12 protein-coding genes, 2 rRNA genes and 4 pseudogenes (1 of these 18 running past the window's edge) are annotated in these 18,762 nt (G+C 62.7%); 4 read left to right on the forward strand and 14 right to left on the reverse strand.

Annotated features, from left to right (window positions below):
* Window positions 1-2,135: ribosomal RNA gene (locus Atro_RS20795) — 23S ribosomal RNA — on the forward strand; it begins 756 nt to the left of the window's first position.
* A 156-nt stretch (window positions 2,136-2,291) separates the two neighbouring features.
* Window positions 2,292-2,407 (forward strand): 5S ribosomal RNA (rrf, locus tag Atro_RS20800).
* Window positions 2,408-2,512: 105 nt separating this feature from the next.
* On the opposite strand, the gene gloA is transcribed toward rrf, so the two are convergent.
* From gloA to metG, 10 genes and pseudogenes are all read right to left on the reverse strand, one after another.
* A complete protein-coding gene (gloA, locus tag Atro_RS20805) occupies window positions 2,513-2,902 on the reverse strand; it encodes a lactoylglutathione lyase (RefSeq protein WP_497925460.1) in 390 nt (129 codons plus the stop codon).
* Between the two features lie 331 nt (window positions 2,903-3,233).
* Window positions 3,234-3,413, reverse strand: coding sequence for a PA3496 family putative envelope integrity protein (locus tag Atro_RS20810; RefSeq protein WP_497925461.1), 180 nt, complete (start codon window positions 3,411-3,413; stop codon window positions 3,234-3,236).
* Between the two features lie 104 nt (window positions 3,414-3,517).
* A complete protein-coding gene (gene nth, locus Atro_RS20815; RefSeq protein WP_497925463.1) occupies window positions 3,518-4,156 on the reverse strand; it encodes an endonuclease III in 639 nt (212 codons plus the stop codon).
* Window positions 4,157-4,182: 26 nt separating this feature from the next.
* The gene (locus tag Atro_RS20820; protein ID WP_497925465.1) at window positions 4,183-4,896 is read right to left on the reverse strand and encodes an electron transport complex subunit E; all 714 of its coding nucleotides are present in this window, start codon (window positions 4,894-4,896) and stop codon (window positions 4,183-4,185) included.
* Window positions 4,893-5,546, reverse strand: a complete 654-nt coding sequence (gene rsxG / locus Atro_RS20825; RefSeq protein ID WP_497925466.1) for an electron transport complex subunit RsxG — start codon at window positions 5,544-5,546, stop codon at window positions 4,893-4,895. The genes Atro_RS20820 and rsxG overlap by 4 nt, the downstream gene beginning before the upstream one ends.
* Window positions 5,547-5,548: 2 nt before the next feature.
* Window positions 5,549-6,580, reverse strand: coding sequence for an RnfABCDGE type electron transport complex subunit D (locus Atro_RS20830; protein ID WP_497925468.1), 1,032 nt, complete (start codon window positions 6,578-6,580; stop codon window positions 5,549-5,551).
* Window positions 6,581-6,661: 81 nt separating this feature from the next.
* Window positions 6,662-8,743 carry an electron transport complex subunit RsxC gene (gene rsxC, locus Atro_RS20835; RefSeq protein WP_497925470.1) on the reverse strand — a complete coding sequence of 694 codons (2,082 nt, stop codon included), beginning with the start codon at window positions 8,741-8,743 and terminating at the stop codon, window positions 6,662-6,664.
* The gene (gene rsxB, locus Atro_RS20840; RefSeq protein ID WP_497925472.1) at window positions 8,740-9,303 is read right to left on the reverse strand and encodes an electron transport complex subunit RsxB; all 564 of its coding nucleotides are present in this window, start codon (window positions 9,301-9,303) and stop codon (window positions 8,740-8,742) included. Before rsxB ends, rsxC begins: the two co-directional genes overlap by 4 nt.
* Complete coding sequence (gene rsxA / locus Atro_RS20845; RefSeq protein ID WP_497925473.1) at window positions 9,300-9,884, reverse strand: electron transport complex subunit RsxA; 585 nt, start codon at window positions 9,882-9,884, stop codon at window positions 9,300-9,302. Before rsxA ends, rsxB begins: the two co-directional genes overlap by 4 nt.
* A gap of 155 nt (window positions 9,885-10,039) precedes the next feature.
* Window positions 10,040-12,084, reverse strand: a pseudogene (gene metG / locus Atro_RS20850) (methionine--tRNA ligase).
* 182 nt (window positions 12,085-12,266) lie between these two features.
* Between metG and apbC the strand changes: the two are divergent.
* Together apbC and Atro_RS20860 are read left to right on the forward strand one after the other, a co-directional pair.
* Complete coding sequence (apbC, locus tag Atro_RS20855; RefSeq protein ID WP_497925474.1) at window positions 12,267-13,361, forward strand: iron-sulfur cluster carrier protein ApbC; 1,095 nt, start codon at window positions 12,267-12,269, stop codon at window positions 13,359-13,361.
* A 66-nt stretch (window positions 13,362-13,427) separates the two neighbouring features.
* Complete coding sequence (locus tag Atro_RS20860) at window positions 13,428-13,949, forward strand: sterol desaturase family protein (protein WP_497925476.1); 522 nt, start codon at window positions 13,428-13,430, stop codon at window positions 13,947-13,949.
* Here Atro_RS20860 and Atro_RS20865 read toward each other — a convergent pair.
* The 4 genes and pseudogenes from Atro_RS20865 to Atro_RS20880 form a co-directional block, all read right to left on the reverse strand.
* Window positions 13,864-14,829: a phytoene/squalene synthase family protein gene (locus tag Atro_RS20865; protein ID WP_497925477.1), complete on the reverse strand. Its 966-nt coding sequence runs from the start codon at window positions 14,827-14,829 to the stop codon at window positions 13,864-13,866. The genes Atro_RS20860 and Atro_RS20865 overlap by 86 nt on opposite strands.
* Window positions 14,826-16,315: pseudogene (locus tag Atro_RS20870) on the reverse strand (phytoene desaturase). Before Atro_RS20870 ends, Atro_RS20865 begins: the two are co-directional and overlap by 4 nt.
* 27 nt (window positions 16,316-16,342) lie before the next feature.
* Window positions 16,343-17,485 (reverse strand): annotated as a pseudogene (gene crtY / locus Atro_RS20875) (lycopene beta-cyclase CrtY); the annotation flags it as partial.
* Window positions 17,472-18,754: pseudogene (locus tag Atro_RS20880) on the reverse strand (glycosyltransferase). The pseudogenes crtY and Atro_RS20880, both read right to left, overlap by 14 nt.
* Between the last annotated feature and the right edge of the window lie 8 nt (window positions 18,755-18,762).

Genomic DNA, 18,762 nt, shown 5'->3' on the forward strand with positions numbered 1-18,762 from the left:
TTGTGGATCGGAGTGAAAGGCTAATCAAGCTCGGAGATAGCTGGTTCTCCTCGAAAGCTATTTAGGTAGCGCCTCGTGTATCACTGCTGGGGGTAGAGCACTGTTTCGGCTAGGGGGTCATCCCGACTTACCAAACCGATGCAAACTCCGAATACCGGCAAGTGTCAGCACGGGAGACACACGGCGGGTGCTAACGTCCGTCGTGAAAAGGGAAACAACCCAGACCGTCAGCTAAGGTCCCAAAGTCCTGGTTAAGTGGGAAACGATGTGGGAAGGCTTAGACAGCTAGGAGGTTGGCTTAGAAGCAGCCACCCTTTAAAGAAAGCGTAATAGCTCACTAGTCGAGTCGGCCTGCGCGGAAGATGTAACGGGGCTCAAACCAGGCACCGAAGCTACGGGTGCATCGCAAGATGCGCGGTAGAGGAGCGTTCTGTAAGCCTGTGAAGGTGAGTCGAGAGGCTTGCTGGAGGTATCAGAAGTGCGAATGCTGACATGAGTAACGACAATGGGTGTGAAAAACATCCACGCCGAAAGACCAAGGGTTCCTGCGCAACGTTAATCGACGCAGGGTGAGTCGGTCCCTAAGGCGAGGCTGAAGAGCGTAGTCGATGGGAAACGGGTTAATATTCCCGTACTTCTAGTTACTGCGATGGGGGGACGGAGAAGGCTAGGCCAGCTTGGCGTTGGTTGTCCAAGTTTAAGGTGGTAGGCCGAACACTTAGGCAAATCCGGGTGTTCAAGGCCGAGAGCTGATGACGAGCCTTCTTTTACGAAGGCGAAGTGGTTGATGCCCTGCTTCCAGGAAAAGCCTCTAAGCTTCAGGTAACTAGGAACCGTACCCCAAACCGACACAGGTGGTCGGGTAGAGAATACCAAGGCGCTTGAGAGAACTCGGGTGAAGGAACTAGGCAAAATGGCACCGTAACTTCGGGAGAAGGTGCGCCGGTGAGGGTGATGGATTTACTCCGTAAGCCCATGCCGGTCGAAGATACCAGGCCGCTGCGACTGTTTATTAAAAACACAGCACTCTGCAAACACGAAAGTGGACGTATAGGGTGTGACGCCTGCCCGGTGCCGGAAGGTTAATTGATGGGGTTAGCGCAAGCGAAGCTCTTGATCGAAGCCCCGGTAAACGGCGGCCGTAACTATAACGGTCCTAAGGTAGCGAAATTCCTTGTCGGGTAAGTTCCGACCTGCACGAATGGCGTAACGATGGCGGCGCTGTCTCCACCCGAGACTCAGTGAAATTGAAATCGCTGTGAAGATGCAGTGTATCCGCGGCTAGACGGAAAGACCCCGTGAACCTTTACTGTAGCTTTGCACTGGACTTTGAGCCTGCTTGTGTAGGATAGGTGGGAGGCTTTGAAGTGGGGACGCCAGTTCCCATGGAGCCATCCTTGAAATACCACCCTGGCATGCTTGAGGTTCTAACTCTGGTCCGTTATCCGGATCGAGGACAGTGTATGGTGGGCAGTTTGACTGGGGCGGTCTCCTCCCAAAGAGTAACGGAGGAGTACGAAGGTGCGCTCAGACCGGTCGGAAATCGGTCGCAGAGTATAAAGGCAAAAGCGCGCTTGACTGCGAGACAGACACGTCGAGCAGGTACGAAAGTAGGTCTTAGTGATCCGGTGGTTCTGTATGGAAGGGCCATCGCTCAACGGATAAAAGGTACTCCGGGATAACAGGCTGATACCGCCCAAGAGTTCATATCGACGGCGGTGTTTGGCACCTCGATGTCGGCTCATCACATCCTGGGGCTGAAGCCGGTCCCAAGGGTATGGCTGTTCGCCATTTAAAGTGGTACGCGAGCTGGGTTTAGAACGTCGTGAGACAGTTCGGTCCCTATCTGCCGTGGACGTTTGAGATTTGAGAGGGGCTGACCTTAGTACGAGAGGACCGGGTTGGACGAACCTCTGGTGTTCCGGTTGTCACGCCAGTGGCACTGCCGGGTAGCTATGTTCGGAAAAGATAACCGCTGAAAGCATCTAAGCGGGAAACTTGCCTCAAGATGAGATCTCACTGGAGCCTCGAGCTCCCTGAAGGGCCGTCGAAGACTACGACGTTGATAGGTGGGGTGTGTAAGCGTTGTGAGGCGTTGAGCTAACCCATACTAATTGCCCGTGAGGCTTGACCATATAACACCCAAACAATCTGGCCCCCGACAGGGCGGTGCAGGGGTGAGGTCGAAGCCGACTGAGCCGAAAATTTGGCTGAACCGCAAAGCCACCGAGACTGCAGTATCACATGCCTGATACGGGATGGCGCCTGACCGCGACGTCCCCACCGAATTGCTTGACGACCATAGAGCGTTGGAACCACCTGATCCCATCCCGAACTCAGCAGTGAAACGACGCATCGCCGATGGTAGTGTGGGGTTTCCCCATGCGAGAGTAGGTCATCGTCAAGCGCCTATCCCGAACCCCCGAGCCGCAACAGACGGCTCGGGGGTTTTTGTTTGGTTAGGTATTTCTCCGGACCAGGATAGGGAAGGGTCTCATTATTGCCTGCTTATTCAAGCTTGATTTTCTTGAATAAGCTCGATCTTGTAGCCGTCTGGGTCAGTTACAAAAGCAATAATTGTCGTCCCATGTTTCATGGGGCCTGCCTCTCTAACCACGTTTCCGCCATTTTGCCTGATATCCTCACAAGCCTTGTAGGCATCATCGACAGCTATAGCTATATGACCAAATCCTGTACCTATATCATATTTATCAATATCCCAGTTATATGTCAGCTCGATAACAGCGCTTTCCTCTTCTTTTCCATATCCAACAAAAGCTAAAGTAAATTTCCCATCAGGGTAATCGTGTCTTCTAAGAAGACTCATGCCCAAGACGCGAGTATAAAAGTCGATCGATTTTTCCAAATTGGTAACCCGAATCATGGTGTGTAGGAGGCGCATGTATAACTCTTCTATAGTCGAAATATTTGAGGATCAATTTCAGAAAGAAATATGCTGAGATAGCAAGCCATAACTATGATATTCAATACATTGCTAAATTAAAGGGTTATGCTTTTGAAAGCTATACGGAGGCAGGAGAAGGCTAGAAGCCATCCATTTTGTGTTGGGCTGTCTATGCCTTATTGAAATAGAGAGGGCTTGATCTCTAGGGCGAAACATTGCTTGCAGGCACAGGTTGATTATTGCCGGTAATCAATCAAGTTGATTTTAGGCAAGCAACAAGAAGTAGGCTAACCTAGCATTAGCGATTAATTGTTTTTAAAAATCGCATTCATATATCAAAATCATAGTCGCTAAGGTCTTTCTGCAGGCGGCGCTCCTCAAGATAGTTATCTATGATGCGGCGCTTGGTTAGATTGGTTTTGGTTGTTTCAACTTCGGCTCCAGCTTCCTCCGCTTCCTCTACGGCAAAATCATCATCAAGTTCAATGTCGGCTTTATCGGTGGACATATGTGTACTCCAAGCTATGGACGCTATGGCGCTTCTTATAGCGACAAAGTCTGGGAGGGTAAAAAAGATTTTTTCAATTGACTTTATCTAGTTAAGATATAAATTTAATCATTGAGTGTCTTATGTTTGTATTCACACAAGTCTTCAATGCGGCAAATGCCGCATAGTGGCTTGCGAGCCTTGCATATGTAGCGACCATGCAGGATCAACCAGTGGTGGGCATCCAGGAGATACTCCTGGGGCACCAGCTTGACCAGCTTGCGTTCAACTTCCAGTACATTCTTGCCAGGTGCGATATGGGTGCGGTTGCTGACCCGAAAGATGTGCGTATCCACAGCCATGGTGAAATGTCGAAAGGCCGTGTTGAGTACCACATTAGCTGTCTTGCGACCGACCCCAGGCAATGCTTCTAGGGCTTCTCGATTATCGGGAACCTGGCTGTTGTGCTTTTCAATGAGGATACGGCAGGTTTCGATAATATTTTTGGCCTTGTTGTTGAACAGGCCAATACTCTTGATGTATTCGCTCAGTCCTGCAACACCCAGAGCTGATATGGCCTCCGGCGTATTGGCTATTGGAAAGAGCTTAGCCGTGGCCTTGTTCACCCCAACGTCGGTAGCTTGGGCGGAGAGGATCACTGCTACCAGCAGCTCGAAAGGGGAGTTGTAAACCAGTTCTGTGGTGGGAGTAGGATTGTCTTCTTGAAAGCGGCGGAAGATTTCCCGGCGTTTGGCAGCGTTCATACTGAGATGGACTTCTGGTTGGGAATTTATTCGATTACTCCGGTCACTCGCACACGTCGGTTTGGTGCGGGAGTTTGTGCTTGCGAAGCTTTGGCGTGCTCGGTCCGCTGTTCGTCGAGCCGATTTTTCAGGGCAAGCATGAGACCAAGCATGATAAAAGCTCCTGGCGGCAATATAGCCAGTAGGAAACCCTTGTAGTCCTCGATCAGGACAATATGCCAATTGTCCGCCATGGAGCCGAACAGAAGATGCATATTGGCAAATAATGCTCCGGTACCGAACAATTCGCGCAGCCCGCCTAGCACAATCAATGCCCCTGCAAAGCCCAGCCCCATCATCAATCCATCGAAGCCAGCCAGTAGGGGAGAATTCTTAGCGGCGAAACTGTCGGCACGACCGAGAATTATACAATTGGTGGTGATCAATGGGATAAAGATACCGAGAATTTGATACAGCTCATAAGTAAAGGCTTGCATCAAGAGCTCAATGCAGGTGGTCAGCGCAGCGATGATCATCACGAAGGCCGGCAGGCGTATGGCGGTGTTCACTACATTGCGTACCAGCGATACGGCGATATTGAAGCAGCTCAGCACCAGCGCAGTTGCTAGTCCAAGTCCCAGTGCGTTGACCGTGGAGTTACTCACTCCAAGCAGTGGGCAGAGTCCGAGCAACTGGACCAGTGCGGGATTGTTCTTCCACAGGCCATTAAAACTCAAGTCGCGATAGCTGGGCTGGCTCATGGTCTATTTCCTCGCTGTTCGGAGAGTTGAGCATTCAACAGCATGGCCTTGTTCGCTTGGAAATATTGCAAGGTTTGATGCACCGCCTTGACCACCGCCCGTGGAGTGACAGTGGCACCGGCGAACTGGTCGAAGTCTCCGCCGTCTTTTTTTACGGTCCAACCGAGCTCATCGGGGCTTTCGAGAGACTTGCCTTCGAAACCCCGAATCCACGAGCTTTTGGCCAGTTCGATTCGGTCTCCTAAGCCAGGGGTTTCGTGGTGTGCAAGGACCCGCACTCCAGTCAGTCGGCCCTCAGGCTGCACGCCGATCAGCAAATGGATGGCACCGCTGTAACCGTCCGGAGCCGTAGCCGGAAGGATCACTGCGGTGATCTGGCCATCCTTGCGGGCGAGATAGGCTGGCTGTGGAGCCCGATGGCCAAGCAGCGGCTCGTTGATCATGATGCTGCTGGTAAGCAGGTCGTTATCGTAGCTGCCGGCTGGGAGAAGCTCGCCCAAGGCACGGCTTTGGGCGTGTCGCTCGGCAGCCTGGATGCGCTCGAGCGTGCCGTGGCGAAGCAAGGAGACAGTGCCGACCGTAGCGACTGCAAACAGTCCCAGTATCAAACTGTTCTTCAGCATCGAGCGGCTGATTTCGGGCATGGGCATGTTCAATCTCCTACCTTGAAGCCGCGCTCTGCCTTGCGATGCCCGTAGGTACGTGGGCGGCTGAAGTAGTCAATGGTTGGCGCAGCCAGGTTCATCAGCAGCACGGCGAAGGCCACGGCGTCTGGATAACCGCCCCAGGTGCGGATTACATAGACGAGGATACCGATGCCAATTCCGAAGATCAGTCGTCCCTGATTGCTGGTTGCACCGCTCACCGGATCGGTGACGATGAAGAAGGCGCCCAGCATGGTTGCGCCACTCAGCAGGTGAAACAGTGGCGAGCCGTTGGAGTCGGAGCCCGAACCGTTCCAGAACAGCAGACTCATGACGAACAGCGCGCCTAGCATACCGAGCGGGGCGTGCCAGCCGAACAAACGTCTTTTGAGTAGGAAAAGCCCACCAGCGAGAAAGGCCAGATTGACCCATTCCGCTCCTCGGCTGCCCAGGTAGCCGAATGCCGGATTCTGCGTCTGGAGCTCGTCCATCGTCAGGCTCCGATTGGTTTTCAGCACATCCAAGGCTGTGGCCTGGCTCCAGCCATCGGGTATGGCGGCGATGCCGAGGATCTGCTGCAAGCCCTCCATCAAGCCAACCGCATGGGGCACCGGCCAGGCAGTCATCTGCATGGGGAAGGAAATCAAGGCCACTACATAGCCGACCATGGCCGGGTTGAAGGGGTTCTGCCCCAGCCCACCATAGACATGCTTGCCGAACAGGATGGCGAAGCCGCAGGCGGTCAGGGTTAGCCACCAAGGCGAATAGGGCGGCAGGGCCAGAGCCAACAGCACGGCCGTGACCAGAGCACTGCAGTCGTTGAGGAAAAGACGAATCGGGCGTTGCCGGAGATGCAGAACGGCCGCCTCGAAACCGAGCGCTGCGGCACTTGCCAAAAGCAGATTGATCAAGCTACCGAGGCCGTATAGCCAAGTCAGGGTCAACAGGCCGGGCAGGGTGGCGATCAGCACCAATTGCATGATCTGGCGGGTACGATTGCTGCCCGTGATGTGGGGCGAAGTGATGCGGGGCAGGGCCATGGATGCTCCGTTGTGTACTTGCCAGGGGCGTGGCTTTCGAGCCGATTTCGCGGGAACCGGCTACCAGCAGTTCCTGCTGGGCTATTTGCGTTGGTGTTCCAGCAGCCGGCGTTCGACTTCGGCCAGGCGCGTCCGTGCCGACTCGAGTGCAAGCGGCTCGGTCGTTTCATCTCGTTCCAGTTTGCGCAGATCGGCACGGGCGAAGGCGAGTTCGGTCTTCAAGGTCCGTAATGTCTCGTCCACCGGGCGTTTGTCCGTCCGCACCAGCTGCGGCGCAGGCCTGTCCGAAGCCTCCTCGGCCGCATGCAGAGCCCGCTCGGCACCGGCCAAGGCTTCGCGCAGGCGCGCCAGCTCGGCATCGTCGGCACCGGCCTTCTCGCCCTTCTTCAGCTCGGTGCGCTTGATTGCCAGCTCGATCTTGGCTTTCTTCAGCGCCATGTCGCTTGCCGGCACTACCGCCGGAGCGGTTGCCATGATTGTCTCAAGGGCCTGTTGAGCCGCTTCCGCAGCGCTACGCAGCTCGGCAACCTGGGCTTCCAATGCTGCCGTGGCATGGGCGGCGAGCTGCTTCTCGGCTTTCTTGAGCGCGACCTGGGCCATGCTGGCCTCTATCTTCAGTTTCTTCTGCTGCTCCGAGAGTCCTGCTACCTGGCTGGACTGACTAGCGAGCGGAGTCTCCTGATGGGGAACCGAGGCGCTCTCCGCTCGTACCGCCTTGGCTTGTGCGGCCTTCTCGACGCGAGCCTGGCGTTCGGCTTCCTTCTGCTCCTCGACCTTGCGCAGACGCTCCTGGCGCAGCTCGAAACGCCGCCGGGAGTGCTCGGCCTTGTGCTGCTTCTGCTCCAGTTCGCGGATTTCCGCCTTGGCCACGCGGTAATGCTGTACCAGCGGCAGGCTGGAAGGGCAGACATAGGCGCAGGCGCCGCATTCGATGCAGTCGAACAGGTTGTGCGCCCTGAGCTGCCCGTGCTCCTGGCCGAGGGCGAAGAAATGCAGCTGCTGCGGCAGCAGGCTGGCCGGGCAGACATCGGCGCAGGCGCCGCAGCGGATGCACGGCAACGCCGGTGGCGGAGGCGGCAGTTCGCTGCGGGTCGGCGCCAGCAGGCAGCTGCCGGTCTTGACCAGCGGCACGTCGAGGGAGGGCAGGGTGAAGCCCATCATCGGACCGCCCATGATCAACCGATCCATGCGCGCTTCGTCCAGCCCGGCGAAGGCCAGCAGTTCGCCCACCGGCGTACCGAGCAGGGCCTCGACGTTCATCGGCCGGGCCAGGGCTTCGCCGGTCAGGGTGACGATGCGCGAGATCAGCGGGCGGCCCAAGAGCACCGCGTCGTGGATGGCGACACAGGTACCGACGTTCTGGGAGAGCATGCCGATGTCCGTCGGCAGGCCGCCGCTCGGCACCTGCCGGCCGGTCAGGATCTCGATCAGCTGCTTCTCGCCGCCGGACGGATACTTGGCCGGCAACACCCGCAGGTCGAACGGCCGCTCGCCGAGAGCGGAGCGCACGGCAGCGATGGCCTCGGGTTTGTTGTCCTCGATACCGATCAGCACCTGCCCGGGCTGGATCAGTCGGACGAGGATCTCGATGCCGACGACCAGCTCGGTCGCTCTTTCGCGCATCAGCCGGTCGTCGGCGGTGATGTAGGGTTCGCACTCGGCGCCGTTGATGATCAGCGTGTGGATCTTCCCCTGCGGGCGTGCCGCCAGCTTCGTCGCGGTTGGGAAGCCGGCGCCGCCCAGGCCGCTGATGCCGGCTTGGCGGATCTTCTCCAGCAGTACCGCAGGCTCCAGGCTGCGGTAGTCGGCGCAGGGTGCCGGTGTGCTCCACTCGTCCAGCCCGTCGCTGTCGATGACGATGGCCGGCGCGAGCATGCCGGAAACATGGGGATAGGGCTGCAGACCGATGAAGCTCACGGTGCCCGAGGTCGGCGCATGCAGAGGAGCGCTGACCCGTCCGCTGGCGGCGGCGATCGGCTGGCCCTTGAGTACCCGCTCGCCAACCGCGACGATCGGTACGGCAGGAGCACCGATGTGCTGACCGAGCGGCAGGATCAGGCGCGCAGGCAGAGGCGCCGGCTGGATCGGCGTGCGGTTGGAGAGCTCCTTGCGCTCTGGCGGGTGGATGCCGCCATGGAAATCCCAGATTTTCACTTCGTTCATGCTGCCCGCTCCCGATCGCTGGCGATCAGCCGGCCGGGAGGCAGGGGCCGATCCCATTTCCAGTTTTGCAGGGAGCTGGCGACCGGAAGCATGTCGATGCAGTCCACCGGGCAGGGCTCGACGCAGAGATCGCAGCCGGTGCATTCGGCTGCGATCACCGTGTGCATGTGTTTGGCTGCACCGACGATAGCGTCCACCGGGCAGGCCTGCAGGCATTTGGTGCAACCGATGCACTCCGCTTCGCGAATGCGGGCGACCATCTGCGGTTTCTCACCTTCGGGAGCATCCAGTGGTTCGGGCTCGAGGTCCAGCAGCTCGGCCAGGGCCTGGATGGTCGCCTCGCCACCGGGCGGACACTTGTTGATCTTGTCGCCGGCGGCGATGGCCTCGGAGTAGGGCTTGCAGCCGGGATAGCCGCACTGGCCGCACTGGGTTTGCGGCAGCAGCGCGTTAATCTGCTCGGCGATGGGGTTGCCCTCGACGCGAAAGCGTACCGCCGCGTAGCCGAGGATGGCGCCGCAGATCAGGCACAGCAGGAACAGGGCGAGTACGGCGGTCATGGCTTGATCAGCCCGGAAAAGCCCATGAAGGCCAGGGACATCAGACCGGCGGTGATCAGCCCTATGGCTGCGCCCTTGAAGGGTTTGGGCACGTCGGCGATGGCGATGCGCTCGCGCATGGCGGCGAACAGCACCAGCACCAAGGAAAAGCCGAGACCGGCACCGAAGCCGTTGAGGCCTGACTCGATGAAACCGAAACCGGCCTTGTTGGCGTTGAGCAGGGCCACGCCGAGCACGATGCAGTTGGTGGTGATCAGCGGCAGGAAGATACCGAGCACGCGGTAGAGCAGTGGGCTGGTCTTGTTCACCAGCATCTCGGTGAACTGCACCACCACGGCGATCACCAGGATGAAAGCGATGGTGCGCAGGTATTCCAGATCCAGCGGCTCGAGCACGTAGCGCTGCAGCAGATAGCTGCACATGGCCGTCAGGGTCAGCACGAAGGTGGTGGCCAGGGCGAGGCCGATGGCCGTCTCGATCCGCTTCGACACGCCCATGAATGGGCAGAGGCCGAGGAACTGCACCAGCACGAAGTTGTTGACCAGAATGGCGCCAAGCAGGATCAGGACGAGTTCGGTCATCGCGGGGGCACCGTCACGCGGGCTGGGAGCGGGGGAGAAAAGGCGCCCATTATCGGGGAAGGCGCCAGGGTGGACAACCGCGAAGGTTGTCCGGAAAAACTTCTGAGGGGAGGGATTGGGCTGAAAACCGCTAGCGGTTCCCAGCCCGGCGGGCTTCAGTGTACGCGCTGGCCCGGCTTGGCGCCGGCGTCTGGGCTGAGCAGGAAGATTTCCTCGCCGCCGGGGCCGGCGGCCAGCACCATGCCCTCGGACAGGCCGAACTTCATCTTGCGCGGTGCCAGGTTGGCGACGTACAGGGTCAGACGGCCTTCCAGCTTGCTCGGCTCCGGGTAGGCACTCTTGATGCCGGAGAACACGTTACGCTTGGCATCGCCGATGTCCAGAGTCAGGCGCAGCAGCTTGTCGGCGCCCTCGACGAACTCGGCCTTCTCGATCAGCGCGATGCGCAGGTCCACGGCGGCGAAGGCGTCGAAGTTGATTTCCGGGGCCAGCGGCTCCTTGACCAGCTCGCCGTTGCCGGTCGGGGCAGCGGCTTCGGTGGACTGGGCGGCGAGGTCTTCCTTGGAGGCTTCGATCATGGCGTCGATTTTCGCAGGTTCGATACGGGTCATCAGCGGGGTGAACGGGTTGAGCGGGTGGTTGGCCAGGCGCAGCTTGTGGTCCTGCCAGCTCAGCGGGGCCACGTTGAGGAAGGCCTCGGCGGCGGCGGAGAGGTTCGGCAGCACCGGCTTGAGGAAGATCACCAACTGGCGGAACAGGTTGATGCCGAAAGCGCAGATTTCCTGCACCTCGGCCTGCTTGCCCTCGACCTTGCTCAGCGCCCAGGGCGTCTTGTCGGCGATCCAGGCGTTGGCACGGTCGGCCAGGGCCATGATCTCGCGCATGGCGCGGCCGAAGTCGCGCTGCTCGTAGGCCTCGGCGATGGCCGGGGCGGCGGTTTGGAAGGCGTCCCACAGCTCGGGCTCGGGGTTGGCGTCGACCATCACGCCGGCGTTGCCCTTGTGGATGAAGCCGGCGCAACGGCTGGCGATGTTGACCACCTTGCCGACGAGATCGGAGTTGACCTTCTGCACGAAGTCCTCGAGGTTGAGGTCGAGGTCATCGACGCCGCGGCTCAGCTTGCTGGCGTAGTAGTAGCGCAGGTACTCGGGTTCAGGTGATCGAGGTAGGTGCGCGCCTTGATGAAGGTGCCGCGCGACTTGGACATCTTCTGGCCGTTGACGGTCAGATAGCCGTGCACGCAAACCTGCGTCGGCTTGCGGTAGCCCGCGCCTTCGAGCATCGCCGGCCAGAACAGGGTATGGAAGTTGACGATGTCCTTGCCGATGAAGTGGTACAGCTCGGCGGTGGAGTCCTTGTTCCAGAAGGCGTCGAAGTCCAGCTCCGGACGGCGCGTGCAGAGGTTCTTGAAGCTGGCCATGTAGCCGATCGGTGCGTCCAGCCAGACGTAGAAGTACTTGCCCGGCTCGTCGGGAATCTCGAAGCCGAAGTACGGTGCGTCGCGGGAGATGTCCCACTCCTGCAGGCCGCCGTCCAGCCATTCGGCGATCTTGTTGGCCACCGCGTCCTGCAGGGTGCCGCTGCGCGTCCACTCCTTGAGCATCGTCTCGAAGTCCGGCAGCTTGAAGAAGAAGTGCTTGGAGTCCTTGAGCACCGGGGTGGCGCCGGAGATCGCCGAGCGCGGGTCTTTCAGCTCGGTCGGCTCGTAGGTGGCGCCGCACTTCTCGCAGTTGTCGCCGTACTGGTCCTCGGCGCCGCACTTCGGGCAGGTGCCCTTGATGAAGCGGTCGGCGAGGAACATGCCCTTCTCGGGGTCGAAATACTGGGTCACCGAGCGGGTGGCGATATGTCCGGCATCGCGCAGACGGGTGTAGATCAGCCCGGCCAGCGCGCGGTTTTCTTCCGCGTGGGTCGAGTGGAAGTTGTCAAAGTCGACCAGGAAGTCGGCAAAGTCGGTGCTGTGCTCGGCCTGTACGTAGGCGATCAGCTGTTCCGGGGTGATGCCTTCCTTCTCCGCGCGCAGCATGATCGCCGAACCGTGGGCGTCGTCGGCGCAGACGTACACGCACTGGTTGCCGCGCTGCTTCTGGAAGCGCACCCAGATGTCGGTCTGGATGTACTCGAGCATGTGGCCCAGGTGGATCGAGCCGTTGGCATAGGGCAGGGCGCTGGTGACGAGGATCTGGCGAGCTTCGGACATGGTCTGTGCAGTCGGGATTGCGGAAGGGAAAGTCCGCGAGTGTAAAGCCGCGGCGGTTTTTTTTCACCCGCGCGGGGCCGCGGGGAGGTGCTTTCCACGGGGATGTCCGCCGGACATGGCGATCGGGCCGGGCTCGGCTATCATGGCCATCTGTTTTAGTCGGTCTTTCCCGGGAGTAGTCCATGTCCGTTACCCGCGAAGCAGTGGAAACCGCACTGCGCCAGTATCTCGATCCGCATCTCAAGCAGGACCCGGTCAGTGCCGGCTGCGTCCGCGACATCACCATTCAGGATGGCCAGGTCGGCGTGCGCCTGGAGCTCGGCTATGCCGCCGGACTGTTCAAGGACGGCTGGGCGCAGCTGCTCGAAGCCGGCCTGAAACATCTCGAGGGCGTGAGCGAAGCCAGGGTGCAGGTGGACTGCACGATCGCTCCGCATCAGGCACTGGGGCAGGTGCAGGGACTGCATGGGGTGAAGAACGTCATCGCCGTGGCCTCTGGCAAGGGCGGGGTGGGCAAGTCCACCACCGCCGCCAACCTGGCCCTGGCCCTGGCCCGCGAGGGCGCGCGGGTCGGCATGCTGGATGCGGACATCTACGGTCCCAGCCAGGGCATCATGTTCGGTATTCCCGAGGGCACCCGGCCGCAGGTCCGCGACCAGAAGGCCTTCGTCCCGCTGCAAGCCCACGGTGTGCAGCTGATGTCGATGGCCTTCCTCACCGACGACAACACGCCCATGGTCTGGCGCGGGCCGGTGGTTTCCGGCGCGCTCCTGCAACTGGCCACCCAGACCGACTGGGACGACCTCGACTACCTGGTGGTGGACATGCCGCCCGGCACCGGCGACATCCAACTGACCCTGGCGCAGAAGGTGCCGGTGGCCGGCGCGGTGATCGTCACCACGCCGCAGGACCTGGCCCTGCTGGACGCTAAAAAGGGCGTGGAGATGTTCCGCAAGGTGAACATCCCGGTGCTCGGCGTGGTGGAGAACATGGCCGTGCATATCTGCTCCAACTGCGGGCATGCCGAGCACCTGTTCGGCGAGGGCGGCGGCGAGAAGCTGGCGGCCCAGTACAACGTCGAGCTGCTCGCCTCGTTGCCGTTGTCCATGGACATCCGCAGCCAGGCCGATGCCGGGCGGCCGACGGTGATCGCCGATCCGGACAGCCCGGTCACCCTGATCTACCAGCAGATGGCCCGCACCGTCGGCGCGCGCATCGCCCAGAGCGGGCAGATCGTCGCCCAGTCGATGCCGAAGATCGTGATCAGCGAGGATTGACGTCCGGGGGTTGTCCGCAGCCGGCATCTTCTAGACTGAGGGCACCTCCACTGCCGAAGATCTGCCATGCGCCTGCTGCTCGACACCCTGATCGTGCTCGCCACCGTCGCCATGATGGAGGCGGTGGCCTGGGCCTCGCACAAGTACGTGATGCACGGCTGGGGCTGGGGCTGGCACCGCTCGCACCACGAGCCGCGCCAGGGCCCGTTCGAGAAAAACGATCTCTATGCGCTGGTGTTCGCCGGCCTCGCCATCCTGCTGATCGCCCTGGGCACCGCCGGTCTCTGGCCGCTACAGTGGGTCGGCGCCGGCATGACCCTCTACGGCCTTCTCTATTTCCTCGCCCACGACGCCCTGGTGCATCGGCGCTGGGGGCTGCGCTACGTGCCGCGCAGCGGCTACCTCAAGCGCTTGTACCAGGCGCACCGGCTGCACCATGCGGTGCCGGGACGCGATGGCTGCGTCTCCTTCGGTTTCCTGTATGCGCCCAGGCTGGACATTCTCAGGGGGGAACTGCGACGCCTGCATGGCGGGCCGTTGCAGGGTCCGGCCGCGACCGGGTCCACAGGCCCACGGGCCGCGGACTAGACCTGCCGAGGCGCGAGACCAGCGCCTGCAGGCCGCCGACGGAGGCCAGCCACAGCTTGTCCGTCCTGCTCGTGGCGAGGCGCGAGTCCCAGGCAGCGGGACCGGCCGCCTTCACCCTGATCCCGATCTGCCGATAGACCGCCCGCGCCGTGGCGACGGCCCAGGCCGAGCGTGGCGGCAGAGCCGCCAATCCGCCGAGCGCCGAGGCATAGTAGGGCTCGGCTGCATTCACCAGACGCCCGGCCAGCCGTGCCAGCGCCGGGCGATGCCGGGGGGCGCTCAGCGCCTCGGGCGGCACGCCGGCTTCATCCAGCCACTGCGCCGGCAGGTAGAGGCGGCCGATGGCATGGTCGTCGAGGATGTCGCGGGCGATGTTGGTCAGCTGGAAAGCCAGGCCCAGGTCGCAGGCGCGGTCCAGGGTATCCTCGTCGCGCACGCCCATGACCAGCGCCATCATCACGCCGACCACCCCGGCGACGTGGTAGCAGTACTCCAGGGTGTCGGCGAAGCTGTGGTAGCGCCGGCCCTCCACGTCCATGCGAAAGCCGGCCAGGTGATCGAGCGGGTAGCGCTCGGGAATGCCGTGCCGGCGGACCACTTCCTGCAGTGCGGCGAAGGCGGGGCTTTCGGGAGAACCGCCGACGCAGACGCGGCGGGTGGCTTCCTCGAGCCGGGCTAGACAGGCCGGATCGGCGCCGGGCAGTCCGTTGCCGAAGCCGAGGGACTGGCCGTCGACCACATCGTCGCAGTACCGGCACCAGGCGTAGAGCAGCACCGTGCTGCGCTGGGTCGATGCATCGAACAGCCGGGCGGCGGCGGCGAAGCTCTTCGAGCCTGCGGCGATGCTCCGGCTGGCGTGTTCGAACAGGGCGTCGTTCATCCAGTCAGCTCCTCGATCATCAGTCCCGCCGTGGCCTTGGCCGAGCCGACCACCCCGGGCAGGCCGGCGCCGGGATGGGTGCCGGCGCCGACGATGTAGAGGTTGGCGATCTCGTCGTCGCGGTTGTGCGGACGGAACCAGGCGCTCTGGGTCAGGGTGGGCTCCAGGGAAAAGGCCGAGCCCAGGTGGGCGTTCAGCTCGTCGCGGAAATCCAGCGGGGTGAAGGTGCGGCAGGTCACCAGGTCCTGACGCAGGCCGGGGATGTAGTGGCGTTCCAGATAGGCGAGGATGCGGTCGCGGTAGCGCGGTCCTTCCTGCGCCCAGTCGATGGCGGCGCGTCCCAGATGCGGCACCGGCGCCAGCACGTAGAAGCCGGAGCAGCCCGGCGGCGCCAGCGAAGGGTCGGTGACGCAGGGCGCGTGCAGGTAGAGGGAGAAATCCTCGGGCAGGGCCGTGCCCTTGAAGATTTCCTCGATCAGGCCGCGATAGCGCGGGCCGAAGCACACCGTGTGGTGCTGCAGGTGCGCGTGCTGGCGCTTCAGGCCGAAGTAGACGACGAACAGCGACATGCTGAAGCGCTTGCCGGCGAGCCTGCGGCCCTCCCGGTGGCCGCGCCGGTGCTGGCCGAGCAGTTCGCGGTAGGTGTGCACGACGTCGGCGTTGGAGGCGACGGCATCGGCCGCGAAGCGCGGCCATCGGCACAGATCGCCGCGCTCAGGCGCCGGCCCTCGCAGGCCAGGCGCGCCACCGGCGCATTCAGCTCCAGCTGTCCGCCGAGCTCCTCGAACAGTTGCACCAGGGCGCGCACCAGGGCGCCGGTGCCGCCGCGGGGGAACCATACGCCCCAGCGCCGCTCGAGGGCATGGATCAGCGCGTAGATCGACGAGGTGGCGAAGGGGTTGCCGCCGACCAGCAGCGAATGGAAGGAGAAGGCCTGACGCAGTTTGTCGTCCTCGATGAAGGACGAAACCATCCCGTACACACTGCGCCAGGCCTGCAGCCGGACCAACTGCGGCGCGGCCGTGATCATGCGGTCGAAAGTCAGGAAGGGCACGCTGCCGAGCTTCAGGTAACCGGCTTCGAACACAGCCCGGGAATAGTCGAGAAAGCGCCGGTAGCCGTCGACGTCCGCCGGATTGCGTGACCGGATCTGGTTGTCCAGCAGGGCCTGGTCGTTGATGTAATCAAAGTGGCTGCCGTCCTCCCAGCACAGCCGGTAGAAGGGGCTGACCGGCAGCAGCTCGACGTAGTCGGCCAGGCGCCGTCCGCTCGAGGTGAACAGCTCCTCCAGCGCGGCGGGATCGGTGATCACTGTGGGGCCGGCGTCGAAGACGAAGCCCTGGTCCTCGTAGACGTAGGCGCGGCCGCCCGGCTTGTCGCGCTTCTCCAAGATCGTGGTCTGGATCCCGGCAGCCTGCAGGCGGATGGCCAGAGCCAGGCCGCCGAAGCCGGCGCCGATCACCACGGCGTGTTTCCCTGTGCTCATTTCAACTCCCTTGTCGATGCAGGTCCCGGCCAGCGCCGCCCGCAGCGCCTGATCGAGGGGCACCGGCGGCTTGCCGGCGAGGATGCGCAGTTTGTCGCCGGCATGCAGGCGGCCGGCGTAGAAGCGCCGGATCAGAGCCTCCGGCAGGCCGTAGAAGCGCTGCATGACCCGCCAGCGGTCCTCCGCTGCGCCGGCGAGGAACAGCATGCGGTTGAGCAGGCGGAAGAAGCCCTGGCGGCGCCACTCGGCGTGCAGGATCGCCTGGATTTCTGCGGCCAGGCTGGCGGCGTCGAGCTGCGGCAGGACGGCGATGCGCTCGGCCAGGCGCACCGCATGGGGCAGCGAATAGCCGGTGGTCGCGTGGAACAGGCCGGCGGCCAGACCGCTGCACGGCTGGTCGCCCATTTCCCGGCAGAAGCCCTCGGGATCGCCGCTGAGGACGATCGGCAGCACGCCCTGTTCCTCGCGTAGCACTTCCTGGATGCGCCAGCCATGCTGCGCGGCGTAGTCGTCGATCTGCGTGCGCAGGGTCGCGGGCGCCAGGCTCGCGCCGTCGGCGTAGTAGGTGTCCTCGATCAGAAGGCGGTCGGGGCCGAAGGGCAGCAGGTAGACGAACCGGTAGCCCTCGCGCTGGGCGACGCCAGCGTCCATCAGCACCGGCAGGTCGAGCCCGTGCGGCGCCGTCAGGCGTACCTCGCGGCCGAGGAATTTCTGGTAGCCGAGCGCCAGGTGCGGGCTGGAGCGCGGGCCGCGGCCGTCGATCACCGCGCGGGCACTGAGGCTGCTGCCATCCGCCAGCTCCAGCCGCTGCGGACTCAGGCTGCACACCTTGTTGCCCAGTTGCACCTGACCGACGAGGCGTGCGCACAGCTGGGCGTCGAAGTGCGCGGAGGTGATCGACGCATAGCCGCTGTGCAGGGTGCGCCGTCGTTCGGGAAAGCGCACTTCGTAACCGGGCCAGCGGTGACTCACCAGCGGCGCCAGCCAGGCGTGCTGTTGCGGGGTCAGATCATCCTGATGGAACGACCAGGTGTGATTGCCGCCGAGCACCGGGCCCCGTTCCAGCAGCAGCAGGCGCAGCGCCGGGCGCAGCTCGGCCAGACGCCAGGCGATCAGGCCGTTGGCCAGGCCGCCGCCGACCAGGATGAGATCGTAGTCAGGCCGCGGCATGGAGAACCGGCCGTCCGCTTTTCAGCACCGCCTCGACGATGTCGGCGGCGCGCTCGGCACCGCCCGCCTGTTGCGCCTCGGCGCCGATCCGGGCGGCATGCGCGGCGAAGGCCGGCTCGTCCAGCAGCCGGCGCAGCAGGCGACGCAGCGTGCCGCGCCGGGCCAGCAGCGGTGAGGCACGCAGCCCGGCGCCGGCATACACCACCCGGGCGGCGATCGCTGGCTGATCGAAGGCGATCGGCAGGGCGAGCATCGGCGTGCCGGCGACCAGGGCGTCGAGCACGGTGTTCAGTCCGGCATGGGTGATCGCCACGTCGGCTCGGGCCAGGGCCGCACACTGCGGGACGAAGTCGGTCACCCAGGTAGCGCCCGCCGCGTGCAGTGCACGCACCTGGCCGGAGTCCAATCGGCCGCAGTGCGCCAGCAGGAGCTGCAGATCCAGGTCGCGACAGGCTGCGGCTATACGCCGAAACAGACCGAAACGGCCGCCCTGCAGGGTACCGAGCGAAGCGAAGACGAGCGGCCGCCCAGGGGCGACTGGCAGACCCAGCGACGCTGCGCTCTGGTTCGGTAAGCGCAGCGGGCCGACCGGGTGGAAGTGTGCCGGGGCCGCCTGGCGCGGAAAGTCGAAGCCGGCGAGGGTCTGGCTGATCTGGGCGAAGGGCGACAGGCATTGGTGCAGGCTGTCGCGCGGCGGCAGGCCGAAGGCCTCGGCATGCCTGGCGATGATCCTCCCATGGGGCCGCATCAGGTAGTCGTAGACCCGGCTGCTGCTGCGGTTGAGGTGTTCGCCGAAGGGGAGACGGCATAGCCCCAGAGCATCACCGGCAGCGGCAGGCGCGGCTCGCGATTGACCGGCAGCGCGCAGGCCACCGAAACCCAGGGCAGGCCCAGGTATTCGGCGAGCAGCCCGCCAGCGGCCTCCATCTGGTCGGCGATCAGCGCTTCGACGCCGAGCGCACGCAGCAGCTGCGGCCCTTCGCGGCAGAGCATGTCGGTGCCGCGCGCCATGTCTTGGATCACTCGGCGTAATCCGAACGGAGCACCGGGATGCCCGGCATGGCTGATGACCGTGGTGAGCGAGCCGGGCGGATGCGAGGTCTGGCCGAGGGCGGCGAACTCGACGTGCGGCTGGCGCAGCAGGGCGCGGGCATCCTCCTGCTGGACGAAGGTGACCCGGTGCCCGCGCATGATGAGGCATTCGGCCAATGCTTCCAGCGCCCAGAAATGGCCGGCGAAAGGTGGTGCGATGACGGCGAGGTGGCTCATCCTTGAAC

Source organism: Azotobacter tropicalis, assembly GCF_059739045.1.